Below are 16,783 nucleotides of genomic sequence, written 5' to 3' on the forward strand. Positions count from 1 at the left end.
GGAGTCAGTGTGCGATCATCGTCAAGTGTGGCGGCGTCTGAGCGTGCTCGATCTGATCAGGATCGGGCTGCTTGCTCTCGGTCTGGTCTTCGTGGCGACCGGTCTACTGCCGTGGCGCGACGCCGTGGAGAGCCTCGCTGACATCGGGCCGCTGCTGATCTTCCTGGTCGCCATCATCGTGCTGGCCGAGCTGACCAAGGAGGCGCAGGTCTTCGACGCCATCGCCGCTCGGATGGCGGTGCTCGGCCGCGGCAACTACACCGCACTTTTCTTTCTTTGTACGGCCTTCGCGTCATTTGTCACGATATTTCTGAACCTCGACACCACCGCCGTCCTGCTCACCCCCGTCATGCTGGCCCTGGCGCCCCGGGCCCGCATCGCCGCCCTGCCGCTGGCGATGACCACCATCTGGCTGGCCAACACCGCGAGCCTGCTGCTGCCGGTCTCCAACCTCACCAACCTGCTCAGCATGGAGAAACTCGGCCTCGACGCCCAGGGCTTCGCCGCCCGCATGTGGGCCCCGCAGCTCGCCTCGATCGCGGTGACGATGGCCTTCCTGTGGGTGTTCTTCTGGCGCCGGGGCGAGCGCCGCGACCTGCGCTACACGCCGCCGGTGCTGGAGCCGGTGGCCGACCGCGTGCTGTTCGGCGCGGCCTCGGCGGGCTGCCTGCTGTTCATCGCCCTGCTGCTGCTCAAGGCGCACGTCGCCGTCGCCGCCACCGCCGCGGCCGTGCTGGTGGTGCTGGCCTTCCTGCTCCGCGCCCGGGGCAGGCTGACCTGGAGCCTGATCCCCTGGCAGCTCGTCGTCTTCGTGACCGGGCTGTTCCTGGTGGTGCCCACGCTCAGCGCCCACGGGCTCGACGCCCTGATGACGTGGATGATCGGCACGGAGGGCGACCCGTACCGGGCGGCGGCGGTGGGCGCGGGCCTGTCCAACGCGATCAACAACCTGCCCGCCTACCAGGCCGTCGCGCAGGTCATCCCGGCCGCCGACCAGGACCACCTGCTGGCCCTGCTGGTGGGCACGAACGTGGGCACGGTGATCACCCCGTGGGCCTCGCTGGCCACGCTCCTGTGGTTCGAGTCGTGCCGCCGCCACGACGTGGCGGTGCCGCTGCGCCGCTTCCTGCTCACCGGCGCGGGCCTGGCCGTCACCGGGCTGCTGGCCACGGTCTGGGCCCTGGTCACGTTCGGCTGAGCGCCGCGGGCCGTCACCCGGGCAGCAGCGACATCAGCCCGGGAAGGGCGCGCGGGTGGGCGGCCACGAAGCTGCGGTCCTCGGCCGAGCCGTCGATGCTCTCCTCGAACGGCCCGCCGTCGAGCGCCCTGATCTCGATCCCGGCCTCCTGGGCCAGCAGCGCCCCCGCCGGCAGGTCGACCGCCTCGGCGCGGTAGCCGACGATGCCGTCGATGTCGCCGCGGGCCAGCATCGCCCACGACAGCAGCGGCGCCCACAGTTGCAGCACCCGCCGCGCGCCGACCTCCAGCGCCGCCTTCAACGCCAGCACGGTGGCGTCGCCCCTGTTCACGCCGTACCCCTGGGTCCAGGCCAGCAGCGGGCCGTGCGGGCTGGCCGTGTACGGCGGCGCCAGCCGCGCCCCCGTGGACGCCACCGCCCCCCGCCCCCGGATCGCCGACCACGTCTGGGCCGTCACCGGATCGTGCACCACGCCCAGCACCGGCCGCCCGCCCTGGCACAGCGCCACCCCCACGACGTACGTGGGCAGCCCGATGGCCACGTTGTTGGTGCCGTCGAGCGGGTCGACCAGCCACGTCCACTCGCCGCCCGCCGCGCCGATCAGCCCCGACTCCTCGGCCACGATCGCGTGCGTGGGGTAGGCCGTCAGGATGCGCTCGACCAGCAGTTTCTCCGAGGCCAGGTCGAGATCGGTGACCACGTCCCCGGCGTCGCCCTTGGCCCGGATGCCGACGGCCCCGCGGGTGCCCGCTGCGAGCAGCGCCCCGGCGGCCTGGGCGGCCTCCACGGCCACAGTGCGAGCGTGATCCAGGTCCATCGGGCACCCCTCAGGTCAGGTGGGCGGTGATCAGCCGGACGGCGAGCGCCGTCTCCTCGGCGTCCAGCGGCTCGCGGGGCACGTGGTGGCCGCCCGCCCCGAGCGGGCCGAGCGACAGGTCGCGGCTGCCGGGCCGGCCGCGCCCGAGCGCGATCGTGGCCGCCTCGCCGCCCTCCGGCACCACGCTGCTGTGGAAACGGTCGGCCGACAGCGTGTAGGTGTCGCCGGGCCCGAACAGCTCCACCAGCCCGGTCGCGTGCCGCACGGTGCGGCCGGTGGGCGAGATGCGGTCGCCGTCGGCGCCGCTGACCACCTCGAACACCCGGTGCGTGGCGTCGGTGCCCGCGTCGGTGACCACCGCGTGCACGTTGCGCACCTGGCCGTAGAGCACGTGGCTGACCAGGTCCCAGCTGTGGCAGTGGATCTGCGAGGTGGTGCTCTCGGCGTGCTTGAGCGAGTCGGACCACAGGTGGAGGCATACCCCCTCGCCGCCCTCACGCTCCAGCGGCAGGCAGACGAACCCGAGCGGATGGCGTACGGCCCTGGGGCGCGCGGACCCTCTCAGCACCCCGAGCGCCCACGACCTGGCCTGTCCGTCGCAGACCCGCTGGAAGACCGACCGATAGCTCATGGAGTGGCACTCACGTTCCGTCTCGTCGGAGGGCCGCGGGATGCGCCTCGCCGTACGGGTCGACCGCGCGCAGGGCCTTGCGTGCGATGTCCACGACGTCGCGGCCGTCGTAGGCCTTGGGAAGAGGCACCCCGATGCGACCGAACAGGTCCTGGACCTCCTCGATCGTGGGCTCGTCGCTGAGCGGGGCCTTCTTGTACATGTCCATCGGCACCCGCCGCGCCTGCTCGAAGCTGAGCCGCAGCTCGGTGTCGCAGTTCTCGTAGTAGAACGTGCCGGCCAGCGCGGTCATGGCCCGGTTGGGGTCCTCGACCGTCATGATCAGCCGGGTGGCCGACAGGTCCCACCGGAACGTGGTCATCGACGCCGACAGACCGACCTCGATGTCGAGCAGGCCGTAGCGCTGGCGGTACCAGAAGGCGGCCAGGATCGTCGCGTACGACTCCTTCCTGACCCGGTCGGTCGTCCACGTCTCGCCGGTCGCGTCGGGGGAGTCGGACAGGGAACGCCGGTAGTGGGCGTACGTCTCGCACACCTCCACGTTGGACGGGTCGATCACCTCGACCCGCACCACGAGGTGCCGCTTGTCCCGGCGGGCGGCCGCCACGCACTCGGGCAGGGTGACCGCGCGCAGGTAGGTGCCGGTGCCGCCCTTGAAGCTCCACCGGGTGGTGTCCTTGCGCGCCTCGGCGTGCATCTGGGCGATCTCCTGCTTGCTGCCCAGCACCCGGACGAGCTGCAGCGCGTCGAGGGCCTTGCGGGTGCCGTGGACGAGCGTCTCGATCTCCTCCAGCCGCGACAGCCGGACGGGGAGCTGGGCCAGCGCGCCGGAGGTGATGGTCTCCTCTACCGGGGCCTGGCGGACGCGGTCGCGCAGCAGGGCGGTGGCCACCAGCGCCATGATGACCAGCGTCGCGGCGTTGACGAGCTGGGTCTGCACGTCGGTCGGCACGATCTTGTCCGGCATGATGCCGAGCACGCCGATCACGACCGCCAGTAAGAGCGCGATAGCGCCGTCGGCGTTCTGGGCAGCCCATGGGGCAGCTCGCTTCAACGCCGCCGTGAACCGTGCCATCGTCCGCCCCACCGTTCGACGATCAGTCAATCCCTAGGTCATCGTAACGACCGTCGGCATGCGACTTCCAGCGCACGGGAAGGAGGTATCTCCTACCCGGGAATGACATGACATCTCCCCCTGGCAGCTCAGGACCGGGGCCTGACCAGGTTCGATACTGGAAGCGCACGGGGGTGGGGATGAAGGGGATCAGGATGTTCGCGGCGGCCGCGCTGGCGCTGGTGCTGGTGGCCGTGCTGGCCTGCCCGGCGCCGCCCGCCGCGGCCTGGACGGAGGCCGGCCGGCCGTCGCGGTGGGAGCGGTTCATGCAGGTCGTGGCCCATCCGGACGACGACCTGCTGTTCATGAGCCCCGACCTGTACGGCGCCGTCCAGTGGCACCTGCCGACGCTGACCGTCTACCTGACCGCCGGCGAGGGCCAGGCCGGCTGGGACGACGACCGCGACCCCGTCGCCTACGCCCGCGACCGCGCGGAGGGCCTGCGGGCCGCGTACGCCTTCCTGGCCGGGCAGCGTGACGTCTGGCGGGTGCGCACGATCATGGCGGCCGGCTTCCCCGTACGTCTGGAGGAGCTGGCCGACAGGCCGGCGGTCAGGCTCGCCTTCGTCGGGCTGCCCGACGGCGGCGACCCGCGCGCCGACGGCGGCCGCGACGCGCTGACCAGGCTGTGGGAGGACCGCTCCTGCGTGCGCCGGTTCCCCTCGGGCCCCGAGCCGCGCTGCGTGGTCAGGAGCGACGTGGTCGGCGTGCTGCGCGCGCTCTACGCCCGGTTCCGCCCGACGGTGCTGCGTACCCTCGACCCGGACCCGCCCAGGAACCGGAAGTTGTGCGACCACCCCGACCACGTGGCCTCGGCCCGCTTCGCCCTGGCCGCGGCGAGCGGCCTGGGGCTGCGGACGGTCTCCTACCGCGGCTATCCGATGACCGGCTGGGCCCCCAACGTCGTGGGGGCGCTGCGCGAGCTCAAGCGCCAGGTCTTCGGCCTCTACCTCGGCCACGACTACCGCGTCGGGCACACCTGGCGCTACCGGGCCTGGACCGAGCGCATGTACCGGGTCCCCTGAGCCGGCCCCTGAGCCGGGACGCCGCCCGGCCCGGGGGACGCCCGCTAGAACCAGCCGCGGCGGCGGGCCATCTGCTCCAGGCCGTGCTGCAACGCCTGGTCGGCCGCGCCGGGGTGGTCGTCGTAGCGCACGGTGAAGCGGTTGTAGGTGTCGTGGCTGGAGGTCAGGAAGCCGCCGCGCTTGTCGGCCTCCAGGATGACGTCCATCTGCCGCGGCCCGGCGATGAACGTCAGCTCCAGCTCGCTGAAGTGCCGCCGCCACTGGCCGCCCGCGTGGTACTCGATCTCCTGGAAGAACGGCATGGTCGAGCCGTACAGCGTGCCGCGCTCCAGGTCGGCCTTCTTGAAGTGGAAGCCCAGCCGGTCGAGGGCGGCGATGACGTGCTCCTGGGCCGGCAGCGGGCTGACGAACAGCGGGTCGAGGTCGCCCTTGTCGATCGCGCCCGCGAGTGCCAGCTCCGTCTGCACGCCGAGCCGCATGCCGTGCAGCGGGTGGCCGCCGATCGCGCTGATCGGCGTCTCCCACGGCACCATGATCTGGAACGGCTGCTGGTGCTGGGCGCCCGAGGCGAGCTGGAACGTCCCGGCCACCTGCTGGCGCAGGAAGCTGTAGGTCGTCTTGTACTCGTTGTCGCCGCTCTCGACCTCCACCACGGCGGTCAGGTCGAGGTAGATGCCCTCGACCTTGTAGTCGGCGCCGCCGCCGCGGAAGTGCACGACGCCGCGCAGCGGCTCGCCGGGGCGCACGGTCGTGTCCGTCAGCATCGTGTCGACCTCGACGCCCGCGCCGAAGGCGGCCATCAACTTGCGGAACACCATGGGTCTCTCCTATGCGGTGGGGGTCTGGCCGTTGACGGCGGCGGGGCCCGTGCCCGAGATGCGGGGGAGCAGCTGGGCCAGGATGAGGGTGGACAGCGCCGAGTCGCCCTGGCCCTGCTGGGTCCGTACGACCAGGGGCTGGGGGGCGTTCTCGGTGAGCTTGGCGCCCACGTCCAGGCGCCGGCGGGCCAGCTCGTACTGCAGCACGGCCCGGTTGTCGCGGTAGGACTCGGCCAGCCTGCGCAGGGCCTTGGCCTCGTTCTCGGCGGCGGTCAGGTCGGCCCTGCCGCGCGCCTCGATCTCCCACGTCACGCGCTGGGCCTCGGTCTCCTGCTCCTCCAGCATGCGCGCCACGTTCTTGCGCGCGGTGTTGTGGGCGGCCTTGACCTCGACCACGCGGGCGTCGCGGGTCTTCTTGGAACGCTCGATCTCCATGAGCAGCGTGTCGATGCGGCGCTTGCGGGTCAGCTCCCACTCGCGCTCGTAGGCCGACAGCTCCTTGGCGACCTTCTCCCGGGTGGCCAGGTGCTGCTGGTACTGGTCGGGGAGCTGGACGTCGGGGATGTTGGCGCCGGTGACGCGCACGCCGTACCGGCCGAGCTGGCGGTTGAGCGCCTCCTGCATGTCGCCGACGTCGGAGCCGCGCAGGTCGTAGGCGCGCTCGGTGTTGACGCGGCGGCTGCGCTGCCGGATCGCGTCCTGGACGGCGCTGGAGAGCACGAGGTCGAAGTTGCCCGCGCCGATCGTCCGGACGAACGCCACCGGGTCCACGATGCGGAACTTCAGGAAGAACTCGATCGACTTCAGCGGCACGTTCTCGGCCGTCGGGCAGGCCACGATCGGCGCCGAGTACGGGATCTCGGTGGAGGTGTCCACGACCGCGTCCACGCGGTCCCACGGCAGCCACAGGTAGTGGCGGCCCGGCGGGAGCGTGCCGGTGATCGCGCCCCAGCGGCTGCGGATGCCGGTGGTGCCCTCCTCGATCTCGATGATCGCCTTGCGCCAGATCGTGACCAGCGCCACGACCAGGAAGAACAGCGCGGCCAGCGCGGCCGGCACGGTGAGTTCGGTGAGCGCGGCCATGCCGGCGAAGTACAGCGCCAGCAGCACCAGCGCCATCCAGGCGAAGCCGCGCCGGTCCTTGGGGATCACGACCGGCACGAGCTGGCCCTGCTCGCCGCCGCGCAGGAGCTGACGGATGTCGGACCAGGAGGCCAGCGACTCCTTGATCTTGGAGAACTCGCGGGTCATCGGACCTCACCCTCGCTCAGGCGGCCGGGCAGCAGGCGCTCGACCGTGCTTTCCAGGTCGTGGTCGGGCTCAGGCGTCGCCTGCGGCTCGCTCACGTCGGCGGCGGCCTTCTTCAGCAGCGCCGCGATCTCGTCCTCGCGGTCGCTGACGCGGGCGGCGATCTCGCCGAGCCGGCCGCGGATGGCGGCCATGTCCTCGGCGGAGAACAGCGCCGCGCCCTTGCCGCCCACGAGCTGCTGGGCCAGGGCCAGGAAGTCGATGTCGGTCTGCTCGCCCACCTGCACCACCTGCGGCAGCCTGGTGGCCACCGACTCCAGCTTGTTCAGCAGGTCCTGCTGGAAGCGGTAGTCGAGGATCTCGGGGGCCTCGGCGGCCGACAGCGCCCGGATGTCCAGGGCCTGGGCCTCCAGGAGCGCGGCGTTGGCGTTGGCCGTGGACTCGGCCTCGACCAGGCGCTGCCTGGCCTGCGCGGTGGCCTGGTGGCTGGCGCGTTCGAGCGCGGTGTCCATGCGGGCCTGGTAGCCGGCGATCTCGGCCTGGATGGCGCTCAGCGTCTCCTGCAGGCCGGCCAGCTCCTTGACCAGGTCGCCCTCGTTCTGCTCCTTGCGCAGCTGGAGCTCGTACTCGTAGGTGTAGGCCTCCTTGGCCACGCGGACCATCTCGGGGGCCGCCAGGTCCATGCGGTACTCCTGGCTGGACGGCTCGGCGTGGGTGATGTTCACGTCGGTGAGCCGTACGGCCGGCAGGAACTGCTGGTTGAGGTTCTCCAGCATGCCGAGGGTGCTCTCGCCCACCAGGTCGTAGATGTCCTCGGCCCGCTGGGCGTAGATCAGGGACCGGGTGACCTCGCTGATGGCGTTCTGCAGCTTGGACTGGAAGCCGCTGACCGAGCCGAGCACGAAGATGAACTCGGCCGGGTTCTCGATCCTGAACTGCAGGAACAGGTCCACGCTGGCCTTGACGCCCTGCTGCGTCGGCGCTTCCCTGATGGGGGCGTTGAAGGGGTACTCGCGGGTGGTGTTGACGATGTAGCTGACCCGCTTCCACGGGTTGAACAGCGTCACCCGGCCCGGGTCGGCGATGTGCACCAGCTTGCCGAACTTGGTGATCAGCGCCTTGCAGCCCTCGGGCACCATCACCACGCTCCTGCGCCACCACAGGAACGCGGCGGCCAGGACCAGCACGACCCAGTAGTGGGGGCCGAAGAAGATGTCGGACCCCGGCACGATGCCGCCGAGCGCGCCGATCAGACCGAGGACCACCAGAACGGTCAGCGGGATGACCACCTTGGCCGTGCTGCCCTTGGGGATCACCACCGGCGAGATGACGTGCATGCCGTTCTCGGCGAAGCTGCGGTTGACGATCTCGCCGGCCTCGTTCAGCGAGGCGGACCTGGCCTCGATCAGCGTGCCGACGGAGACGCCGCCGTCACGGGCGGCGGCGAAGTCGTGCGGGTTGAGCGCGAAGCCGGGGGCCTGGCCGGTGAGCTGGCCGGCCTGCTCGGTGACCTGTCCGATCGCCTGGCTCATCGCCTGTCGCACGTCACCTCCTTGAGCGACCGCTTGGGCTATGCCCTGACCTGCCTGGATCAGTGCCTCTCGGGGTCGTGACATCGAACCTTCCTTTTCCGCTACAGGCGAATACGACCGTATCGGGTATGGCTTGCTGTTCGCTTGCAATGTGTCGTCATATGCCTGTTACGCCCCATAGTGGATGTGCTATGGATGAAGCAGACCTACTACGCGGGGTGATCAATGAGCGGGACGGTCCACAACCGCATCGCGCTGCTGCGCGCCGAGCGCGGAGTGACCCGCAGGCAGCTCGCCGACGCCGTGGAGGTCCATTACCAGACCGTCGGGTACCTGGAGCGGGGCGAGTACAGCCCGAGCCTTTACCTGGCGTTGCGCATATCCGCGTACTTCGGGGTGCCGGTCGAGGTGGTCTTCTCCACCACTCCGTTCCCCCGGATCGGGGAGCCCGCGGCCTGACGGTTTCTGTCGGTGGCGCCGCCTACAGTGGCAGCATGCGTCCGGTCACAGATTTGCAGCGGAAGGTGGCGCCCTTCGAGGTCGTCACCGAGATGACTCCATCCGGCGACCAGCCGACGGCCATCGCCGAGCTGGAGCGCCGCGTCAAGGCCGGGGAGAAGGACAACGTCCTGCTCGGCGCCACCGGCACCGGCAAGACGGCCACGATCGCCTGGCTGATCGAGCGGTTGCAGCGGCCCGCGCTGGTCATGCAGCCCAACAAGACGCTCGCCGCCCAGTTCGCCAACGAGCTGCGCGAGATGCTGCCCAACAACGCGGTCGAGTATTTCGTCTCTTACTACGACTACTACCAGCCCGAGGCGTACGTGCCGCAGAGCGACACGTACATCGAGAAGGACTCCTCGATCAACGACGAGGTCGAGCGGCTGCGCCACTCGGCCACCAACTCGCTGCTCACCCGCCGCGACACCATCGTGGTCGCCTCCGTCTCGTGCATCTACGGCCTGGGCACCCCGCAGGAGTACGTCGACCGCATGGCCAGGCTCCGCGTCGGCATGGAGGTCGACCGCGACCAGCTCCTGCGCCGCCTGGTCGACATGCAGTACACGCGCAACGACCTGGCCTTCACCCGGGGCACGTTCCGGGTGCGCGGCGACACGATCGAGATCATCCCGAAGTACGAAGAGCTGGCCGTGCGCATCGAGATGTTCGGCGACGAGATCGAGAAGCTCGCCACCATGCACCCGCTGACCGGCGAGGTCATCACCGAGGACGAAGAGCTCTACATCTTCCCCGCCTCCCACTACATCGCCGGCGAGGAGCGCATGGCGGCGGCCGTGGCCGGCATCGAGTCCGAGCTGGCCGCGCGGTTGTCGGAGCTGGAGCGGCAGGGCAAGCTGCTGGAGGCCCAGCGGCTGCGCATGCGCACCACCTACGACATCGAGATGATGCGCCAGATCGGCACCTGCTCCGGCATCGAGAACTATTCCCGCCACCTCGACGGCCGCGCCGCCGGCACCGCGCCCAACACGCTGCTCGACTACTTCCCCGAAGACTTCCTGCTGGTCCTCGACGAGTCCCACCAGACCGTGCCGCAGATCGGCGCGATGTACGAGGGTGACGCCTCGCGCAAGCGCACGCTGGTCGACCACGGGTTCCGGCTGCCGTCCGCGCTGGACAACCGGCCGCTGAAGTGGGAGGAGTTCCTGGAGCGCATCGGGCAGACGGTCTACCTGTCGGCCACGCCGGGCTCGTACGAGCTGGGGCGGGTCAAGGGCGACGTCGTCGAGCAGGTCATCCGGCCCACCGGCCTGGTCGACCCCGAGATCGTCGTCAAACCCACCAAGGGGCAGATCGACGACCTGGTCCACGAGATCCGCGAGCGCGCCGACCGCGACGAGCGCGTCCTGGTCACCACGCTGACCAAGAAGATGTCCGAAGACCTGACCGACTATCTCCTTGAGCTTGGCATCCGGGTCCGCTACCTCCACAGCGAGGTCGACACGCTGCGCCGCATCGAGCTGCTGCGCGAGCTGCGCATCGGTGAGTTCGACGTGCTGGTCGGCATCAACCTGCTGCGCGAGGGCCTCGACCTGCCCGAGGTGTCGCTGGTGGCCATCCTCGACGCCGACAAGGAGGGCTTCCTGCGCTCGGAGACCTCCCTGATCCAGACGATCGGCCGCGCCGCCCGTAACGTGTCCGGCCAGGTCCACATGTACGCCGACAAGATCACGCCGTCGATGGAGCGGGCCATCGACGAGACCAACCGGCGGCGGGCCAAGCAGATGGCCTACAACGAGGCCAACGGCATCGACCCGCAGCCGCTGCGCAAGAAGATCGCCGACATCCTCGACTCCCTCCAGCGCGAGGACGCCGACACCGACAAGCTGCTGGGCGGCGGCCGTCAGCAGTCGCGCGGCAAGGCCCCGGTGCCGGGCTTCGCCGCCCGCCAGGCCGGCCAGCACGCCAAGGCCATCGCGGGCGAGATGCCGCGGGCGCAGATGGAGTCGCTGATCGAGTCGCTCACCGAGCAGATGCACCAGTCGGCCGCCGACCTCCAGTTCGAGGTGGCCGCGCGGCTGCGCGACGAGATCAAGGAGCTCAAGCGCGAGCTCCGGGACATGCGCGAAGCAGGCGTCCAGTAGAGCGGCGGGGGCGACGGATCGCCCTTGCCCGCCTGGCTTTGTCGGTCCGCGTCGGCCGGGAGTGCTGGCCCAGGGTTCTGACCTGCGGGAATGAAGGCGGAATCCTGGGGCAGCGATCCTGGTATGAACAAGTCGATCATCGGGGCTCTGGTCGGGGCGGCGGTGCTCGCCGCCGGCTGCGGCGCCGTACGGGAAGTCGGCCAGTTCGTCGAACCGACACCGGGTTCCACCATGGGAAGCCCGTCTCCGTCGATGGAGAGCCCGCCCGCCACGGGGACCATGTCCCCCTCGCCGGGTAGCACGTCCACGATGAAGCCGGGGGCCGGAGAGCTGAAGGAGGCCGCCAAGGTCGCCATGGCCGCGGTGCCCGGGTCCAAGGTCGTCTCCGTCGAGAGCGAGGAGAACGGCAAGATCTGGCAGGTCGAGGTCGTCGGCTCCGACGGCACCGAACACCAGGTCGACGTGGAGGCAGGCAAGGTCGTCAAGGGGCCCACGGCCAAGCAGGAGGACGAGCAGGAGAAGGCCAAGATGCGGGCCCGCATCGACGCGGCCAAGCTCGACTACGCCCAGGCCGCCGACAAGATCGCCGCCGCCGTACCGGAGGGACGCGTCACCGAGCTGAAGCTCGAAACCGAGAACGGCAAGACCGTCTGGAAGTCCGACGTGATGACCCCGGACGGGACCAAGCACGAGGTGATGGTCGACGCCGCCACCGGTGAACTCACCAAGAAGAACGAAACCAGCTGACCCACGGGGGATCAGGCCACCTCTGCCCGAACGGCGGAGGTGGCCGCCCGCGGCCCGGCACCACCCTCCGCGGCCCCGGTTCCACCGCCCGCGGCCCCGGTTCCACCGCCCGCGGCCCCGGCACCACCGCTCGCGGCCCGGCTCCACCGTCCGTCGTCCGGCCGTCGCCGTTCGCCCGGCTCCGCCGCTCGCGCGCCGGGGTGGCGAGGTGCTCTACGGGTTGTAGAGTAAATTCTTGATCGCGTTTTCGGCCGCCCTGGGCGGCGGTTCGTCGAGCAGCAGAGAGACCTCTTTCCCCCATGATCACTCCCTTCCAATGGCTCGCCGCCCGGGTCGGCTTCGAGCGCGTGGCCCTGCGACGGGCCGCGGGCGCGGCGCTGGCGACCAGCCTGATGATCATCGTGACCGGCGGAGTCGTCCGGCTGACCGGGTCCGGGCTGGGCTGTGACGGGTGGCCCCGCTGCTCGGAGGCCGGTTTCGCGGCCACGCCCGAGCTCGGCGTCCACGGCGCGATCGAGTTCGGCAACCGGGTGCTGTCCGGGGTCGTGTGCGTGGCCGTCGGCTGGCTCATCGTCGTCGCCCGGCTGCAGCGCCGTCCCGTGCCCGAGCTGACCCGGTGGGGGTGGGCGCAGTTCTGGATCGTCATGCTGAACGCGGTCGTCGGCGGGCTCACCGTGTGGGCGCGGCTGAGCCCGTACCTCGTCACCGCGCACTTCCTGGCCGCCGTGCTGTTCCTGACCAGCACCACGGTCGTCTGGCACAAGGCGCGACGGCTCGACCGGCCCGCGCGGCCCCTGTCCGCGCCGGTGGGCCGCCTTCCGGTGGCGCTGGTCACGTCCGTGGCGGTGCTGATCGTGGCGGGCACGATCGTCACCGGCACCGGGCCGCACGCGGGTGACTCCTCCGACGTGCCGCGCATGCCGTTCAACTGGACGGCGCTCACCTGGCTGCACGGTGCGGCCGCCGCGCTCAGCCTCGGGCTCGCCGTCGCCCTGTGGCTCAGGACGCGCCGCGAGCCGGGTTCGGCCGCTCACCGGCGAACCACGCTGTTCCTCGCCGTGCTGCTCGCCCAGGGGCTCGTCGGCCTGACGCAGATCGTGACGGACCTGCCCGAGGTCGTCGTCCTCGTCCATCTGCTCGGCTCGGCGCTCGTGTGGGTGGGTGCGGTGCGCGTCCTCCTCGACACCCGGCCCGCGGCGGCGGGCGACTGGGAACCGGCCCCGCTCGCCGACGCGCGCGCCTGATCCGCTGATTCTTCTGTCAGGACTTCCGAGAGCCGTACCCGATGAACCATCGTCCGTTCGGCCGAGGCGGCAGGCCGAAAGGCCGATGACGGAGGCCGGTGAGCGGGAGACGATCTAGATCATGAAATGGACCCCCCTCATCACAGGCTTGGCGCTGATCGCGATGGCGGTCCCGGCAACACCCGCCGCCGCGACCCAATCAGCAGGCGTGAGCAGTACAGACGCGATCGACTGGCGAGCCTGCGGGACGGAGCCGGGAGCCGAGTGCGGCACCCTTGCCGTGCCGGTGGACTGGGCGCAGCCGGACGGACCGCGGATCTCGCTGAACATGACGCGACGCAAGGCCACCGGACAACGGATCGGAGCGCTGTTCTACAACCCGGGCGGACCGGGGACGGGTGCGGCCGATCTGGTGCGGGACTGGGCCCCGTACTACTTCTCCGACGAGCTGCGCGAGCGGTTCGACATCGTCGGGATCGATCCGCGCGGGGTCGGCGGCAGCGAGCAGATCTCCTGCGGGAAGGCGGTGCATGATCCGGCCGTCACGCAGTTCCCTGAGACGCGGCGGGAGTACGACCGGCTCGTCGCGCACAACCGGGCCGTGGGCGACAGTTGCGGGCCGTTGATCCGGCACATGGACACCGGGAGCGTGGCACGGGACTTCGACGCGGTGCGGGCCGCGCTGGGCGAGGAGCAGATCAGCTACCTGGGACGGTCCTACGGGAGCATGCTGGGGACCGAGTACGCGCGGCGGTTCCCCGACCGGGTACGGGCGATGGCTCTGGACGGGATCGTCGATCACGGGATGAGCTCGCGCCGGATGGTGCGCGATGCCGCGGCGGCGGTGGAGGACGGGTTCGGCCGGTTCGCCGGTTGGTGCGAGCGGACGCAGGAATGCGAGCTGCACGGCCGGTCCGTACCGCGGGTGTGGGACGCGCTGGTCACCAAGGCGGAGAAGACGCCGATCCCGGTGACCGGCGGGCGGCCGCTGACGGCGGACGAACTGCGCTACGTCGCATACGCGATGCTCACGATGGCCCCCGACTTCAACGGCGGTCTGGCCCGGGGCATCGTTCAGGCGGAGCAGGGCGATGCGGTGACCTTCGGGCAGATGCGGGCCGAGGCGCTGGACAACCCTGCGACGACCTCGGCCTACCGGGCGGTCCTGTGCCAGGACATCGACCCTGAGATCAACGCATTCGCGCAGCTCAGGACGCGGGCTCGGGACGTCGCGCGGAGGGCCCCGCACATGCGCGGGACGTCGGAGTTCTGGGACATGACGACCGGATGCGTGGGATGGCCCGTCCCGCCGTCCAACCCGCAGCGGCCGGTGCACATCACCCAGGCGCCGCCCGTTCTGCTGGTCGGGAACACGCATGATCCCGCAACGCCGCTCGCCTGGGCCAAGAGCCTGGCCACGGGCATCAAGGGGTCACAGGTGCTGACCTACGACGGCGACGGGCACACCTCGTACCTGCGTAACGCCTGCGCGACCGGGAGCATCGACCGCTACCTGGTCTCCGGGACGCTTCCCGTGCCGGGCACGGTCTGCCGCTGAACCCTGCGAGGCCTGCGGGTTCCCGGCTCGCCCCAGCTCCCTCGGGGCGGCCGTGTCCAGGCAACGTCCCCGCGTATCTGATCTTGTGACAGGATCGCGGGATGCTGCGACTCACCGATTTCATCATCGACTGCCCGGACGCGATGAAACTGGCGGCCTTCTACTCCGAGGTGACGGGTCGCCCGATCAAGGAAGGCAGCCACGCGAACTGGGCCGGTATCAAGTTCGGCGAAGTCGAGCTGGCCTTCAACCCGGTGGAGGACTACCGCGCCCCGCAGTGGCCCGACAGCGAGCACCCCAAGCAGTTCCACCTCGACTTCGAGGTCGACGACGTCGAGGCGGAACAGAGCCGCGTGCTGGCCCTCGGCGCGTCCTTGCACCACGACTCCATCGGCCCCGACGGCTACGGCTGGCGCGTCTACACCGACCCGGTCGGCCACCCCTTCTGCCTCTGCCGCAACAAGGGTGTCGTCTGGACCGACCAGGGCCTCATCTGGCCCGAGCGCGCCTAGCCGCTTCGCGGACGACGGCTCCGGCCGGTCACGTCCGGCCGGACGCCTTGCGGAGGAGGGCGGCGAGCGCGTCGGGGTCCGCGGCGGCCACGCCCTTCGACGCGAACCACGTGGCCACGTTGCGGGCGTCCCGTTCCAGGTACGACGGGCCCGCGGGGTGGGCGATCACGTCCACGATCTGCGGCAGGTCGATGATCACCAGCCGCCCTTCGTGCACCAGCAGGTTGTACGGCGACAGGTCCCCGTGCGCCAGCCCCTCCCCGGCCATCGTCACCATGGCGTCCACGAGCTGCCGCCACAGGTCGTCGAGGCCGTCGGTGACCTGGGCCAGGCGCGGGGCGGCGTACCCGTCGGGGCTGCCGACGAACTCCTGGAGGATCTCCGTCCCCAGGATCTGCACCGGGTACGGCACCGGCACCCCCAGCTCCCAGAGCCGGCAGAGCGCCCCGAACTCGGCCACCGCCCACTGCGCGGCGATCACCTGCTTGCCGAAGGCGGTGCGGTTGGCCATGGCCCGGTTCATCCGGCTCTCGCGGGCCCTGCGTCCCTCCAGGTAGCCGGAGTCACGGTGGAACAGGCGATGCTCGGAGGAGCGGTAGCGCTTGGCCGCCAGCAGGCAGACCCGGTCGGTGCCGGGCACGCCGCGCGAGATCAGGTGGACGTCGGCCTCCTTGCCCGTCTTGAGCAGGCCGTGCTCGGTGTCGACGGCGGCCAGCTCGGTGATCAGCCAGCCGGGGTACGGCTTCGGCCCCTTCTCGGTGGGTGTGCTCTGGTCCCAGGTGGACCAGCGGTCGCCCTCGGGCGGGCCGTCATCGGTCTCGGGGGTGGCTTCGAGCCATTCGATGTCGTCGGCGTCGAGCGCGAACTTGCCACGGCGGCGGTGTTGCGAGTGCTTGGGCACGGTGAGATCTCCAGTATCGAGGCCCACCGGCTCGCCGAACGGATCAGGTCAGCGGACGCCCGGTGGGAAGGTCTGAGGTCGCGGAAAACGGCACGCGGGCAACGGTCGTCACGGTCTCAGCCTCCCTTCGCGTCGCTCTGATCAACGCCGTCGAGTATGCCGTGTCCGGCACGGCCCTCGCAAACGAATAACCGGCGGCCCGATAATTGCGATGCGTCCTGACCTGCCTGGCTTGTACGGTGCGGGCATGCGGCAGTGCGAGATGTGTGGATACCAGGAGCCCGCCGGCGCGCCGGACTGCGAACGCTGCGCCGGCCTGGTGGACGAACTGGTCGAGGAGGGCTGGCGTGCCTTCCTGCGCGAGCAGTTCGGCACCGTCGAGCCCCGGGACGAGCGGGAGATCGCCCGCATGGTGGTCGACGAGCCCGACAAACACCCGTGGCGGGTCGTGGACGCCGCCTACGACCGTCTGACGTGCACCGAATGCGGTAACCGGCTGAGCCGCGGTCCGGCCGGATGCTCCGCCTGCGACCTCGCGAACGGCTTCCGCTACTCGGCCGTCGAGATCGACCGGCCCGGCGTGTCGCCCGGCAACGAGCACGCGCTACGGGTCAACGTGGCCGTGACGCGCCGCCCGTACGGGATCGCGGCGTCGGAGGTGCTGGTGCGCCGGCTCTCGCTGCCACTGCTGATCGAGGGCCGCCTGCCCACGACGGCCCAGGCCCAGGCCACCAAGGCCCTGGTACGCAAGGGCGCCACGGAAGAGGAACTGGCCGCCGCGATCTACGCGGGCTGGGGCAGCTGAGCGTGCCGCGTGGCCGGGCCCGGCGGGCCC

At 70.7% G+C, this 16,783-nt stretch carries 16 protein-coding genes; 9 read left to right on the forward strand and 7 right to left on the reverse strand.

The features are described from left to right. Nucleotides 1-25 precede the first annotated feature (25 nt). Complete coding sequence (locus ABZ815_RS31940) at nucleotides 26-1,198, forward strand: SLC13 family permease (protein ID WP_357704458.1); 1,173 nt, start codon at nucleotides 26-28, stop codon at nucleotides 1,196-1,198. A gap of 13 nt (nucleotides 1,199-1,211) precedes the next feature. Here the strand turns inward: ABZ815_RS31940 and ABZ815_RS31945 are convergent, their stop codons facing one another. From ABZ815_RS31945 to ABZ815_RS31955, 3 genes are read right to left on the reverse strand one after another with little or no spacing between them, the layout of a single operon-like run. Further along, the gene (locus tag ABZ815_RS31945) at nucleotides 1,212-2,015 is read right to left on the reverse strand and encodes an inositol monophosphatase family protein (protein ID WP_357704460.1); all 804 of its coding nucleotides are present in this window, start codon (nucleotides 2,013-2,015) and stop codon (nucleotides 1,212-1,214) included. A gap of 10 nt (nucleotides 2,016-2,025) precedes the next feature. Beyond that, complete coding sequence (locus tag ABZ815_RS31950; RefSeq protein WP_357704462.1) at nucleotides 2,026-2,646, reverse strand: hypothetical protein; 621 nt, start codon at nucleotides 2,644-2,646, stop codon at nucleotides 2,026-2,028. Between the two features lie 10 nt (nucleotides 2,647-2,656). Beyond that, the gene (locus ABZ815_RS31955) at nucleotides 2,657-3,634 is read right to left on the reverse strand and encodes a hypothetical protein (RefSeq protein WP_357704464.1); all 978 of its coding nucleotides are present in this window, start codon (nucleotides 3,632-3,634) and stop codon (nucleotides 2,657-2,659) included. 266 nt (nucleotides 3,635-3,900) lie between these two features. On the opposite strand from ABZ815_RS31955, the gene ABZ815_RS31960 reads away from it, so the two are divergent. After that, complete coding sequence (locus ABZ815_RS31960) at nucleotides 3,901-4,785, forward strand: PIG-L family deacetylase (protein WP_357704466.1); 885 nt, start codon at nucleotides 3,901-3,903, stop codon at nucleotides 4,783-4,785. Nucleotides 4,786-4,829: 44 nt separating this feature from the next. On the opposite strand, the gene ABZ815_RS31965 is transcribed toward ABZ815_RS31960, so the two are convergent. Genes ABZ815_RS31965 through ABZ815_RS31975 form a run of 3 tightly spaced genes read right to left on the reverse strand, consistent with a single transcriptional unit; the run spans nucleotide 4,830 to nucleotide 8,467 of the window. After that, a complete protein-coding gene (locus ABZ815_RS31965) occupies nucleotides 4,830-5,603 on the reverse strand; it encodes a sporulation protein (RefSeq protein ID WP_357704468.1) in 774 nt (257 codons plus the stop codon). Between the two features lie 9 nt (nucleotides 5,604-5,612). After that, entirely contained in the window at nucleotides 5,613-6,854 is a 1,242-nt protein-coding gene (locus ABZ815_RS31970; protein WP_357704470.1) for an SPFH domain-containing protein, read from the reverse strand. Next, nucleotides 6,851-8,467, reverse strand: coding sequence for an SPFH domain-containing protein (locus ABZ815_RS31975; RefSeq protein ID WP_357704472.1), 1,617 nt, complete (start codon nucleotides 8,465-8,467; stop codon nucleotides 6,851-6,853). Before ABZ815_RS31975 ends, ABZ815_RS31970 begins: the two co-directional genes overlap by 4 nt. Before the next feature lie 141 nt (nucleotides 8,468-8,608). Between ABZ815_RS31975 and ABZ815_RS31980 the strand changes: the two genes are divergently transcribed. The 6 genes from ABZ815_RS31980 (at nucleotide 8,609) to ABZ815_RS32005 (ending at nucleotide 15,047) form a co-directional block, all read left to right on the forward strand. Next, nucleotides 8,609-8,842 carry a helix-turn-helix transcriptional regulator gene (locus tag ABZ815_RS31980; RefSeq protein WP_357704474.1) on the forward strand — a complete coding sequence of 78 codons (234 nt, stop codon included), beginning with the start codon at nucleotides 8,609-8,611 and terminating at the stop codon, nucleotides 8,840-8,842. A 35-nt stretch (nucleotides 8,843-8,877) separates the two neighbouring features. Then, nucleotides 8,878-10,986: an excinuclease ABC subunit UvrB gene (gene uvrB, locus ABZ815_RS31985; protein ID WP_357704476.1), complete on the forward strand. Its 2,109-nt coding sequence runs from the start codon at nucleotides 8,878-8,880 to the stop codon at nucleotides 10,984-10,986. 123 nt (nucleotides 10,987-11,109) lie between these two features. Then, the gene (locus tag ABZ815_RS31990; RefSeq protein WP_357704478.1) at nucleotides 11,110-11,733 is read left to right on the forward strand and encodes a PepSY domain-containing protein; all 624 of its coding nucleotides are present in this window, start codon (nucleotides 11,110-11,112) and stop codon (nucleotides 11,731-11,733) included. Between the two features lie 299 nt (nucleotides 11,734-12,032). After that, the gene (locus ABZ815_RS31995; RefSeq protein ID WP_357704480.1) at nucleotides 12,033-12,977 is read left to right on the forward strand and encodes a COX15/CtaA family protein; all 945 of its coding nucleotides are present in this window, start codon (nucleotides 12,033-12,035) and stop codon (nucleotides 12,975-12,977) included. Between the two features lie 208 nt (nucleotides 12,978-13,185). Then, nucleotides 13,186-14,535 (forward strand): alpha/beta hydrolase, encoded by a 1,350-nt coding sequence (locus ABZ815_RS32000; RefSeq protein ID WP_357704482.1) that lies wholly within the window; start codon nucleotides 13,186-13,188, stop codon nucleotides 14,533-14,535. A gap of 101 nt (nucleotides 14,536-14,636) precedes the next feature. Further along, nucleotides 14,637-15,047 (forward strand): VOC family protein, encoded by a 411-nt coding sequence (locus tag ABZ815_RS32005; protein ID WP_357704484.1) that lies wholly within the window; start codon nucleotides 14,637-14,639, stop codon nucleotides 15,045-15,047. Between the two features lie 28 nt (nucleotides 15,048-15,075). Here ABZ815_RS32005 and ABZ815_RS32010 read toward each other — a convergent pair whose 3' ends face one another. Beyond that, nucleotides 15,076-15,948, reverse strand: coding sequence for an RIO1 family regulatory kinase/ATPase (locus ABZ815_RS32010; protein ID WP_357704486.1), 873 nt, complete (start codon nucleotides 15,946-15,948; stop codon nucleotides 15,076-15,078). 247 nt (nucleotides 15,949-16,195) lie between these two features. Here ABZ815_RS32010 and ABZ815_RS32015 point away from each other — a divergent pair, with 247 nt between their 5' ends. After that, nucleotides 16,196-16,753 (forward strand): hypothetical protein, encoded by a 558-nt coding sequence (locus ABZ815_RS32015; RefSeq protein ID WP_357704488.1) that lies wholly within the window; start codon nucleotides 16,196-16,198, stop codon nucleotides 16,751-16,753. Nucleotides 16,754-16,783 lie beyond the last annotated feature (30 nt).

It is taken from the genome of Nonomuraea sp. NPDC047529, assembly GCF_040642995.1.
Lineage (GTDB): Bacteria > Actinomycetota > Actinomycetes > Streptosporangiales > Streptosporangiaceae > Nonomuraea.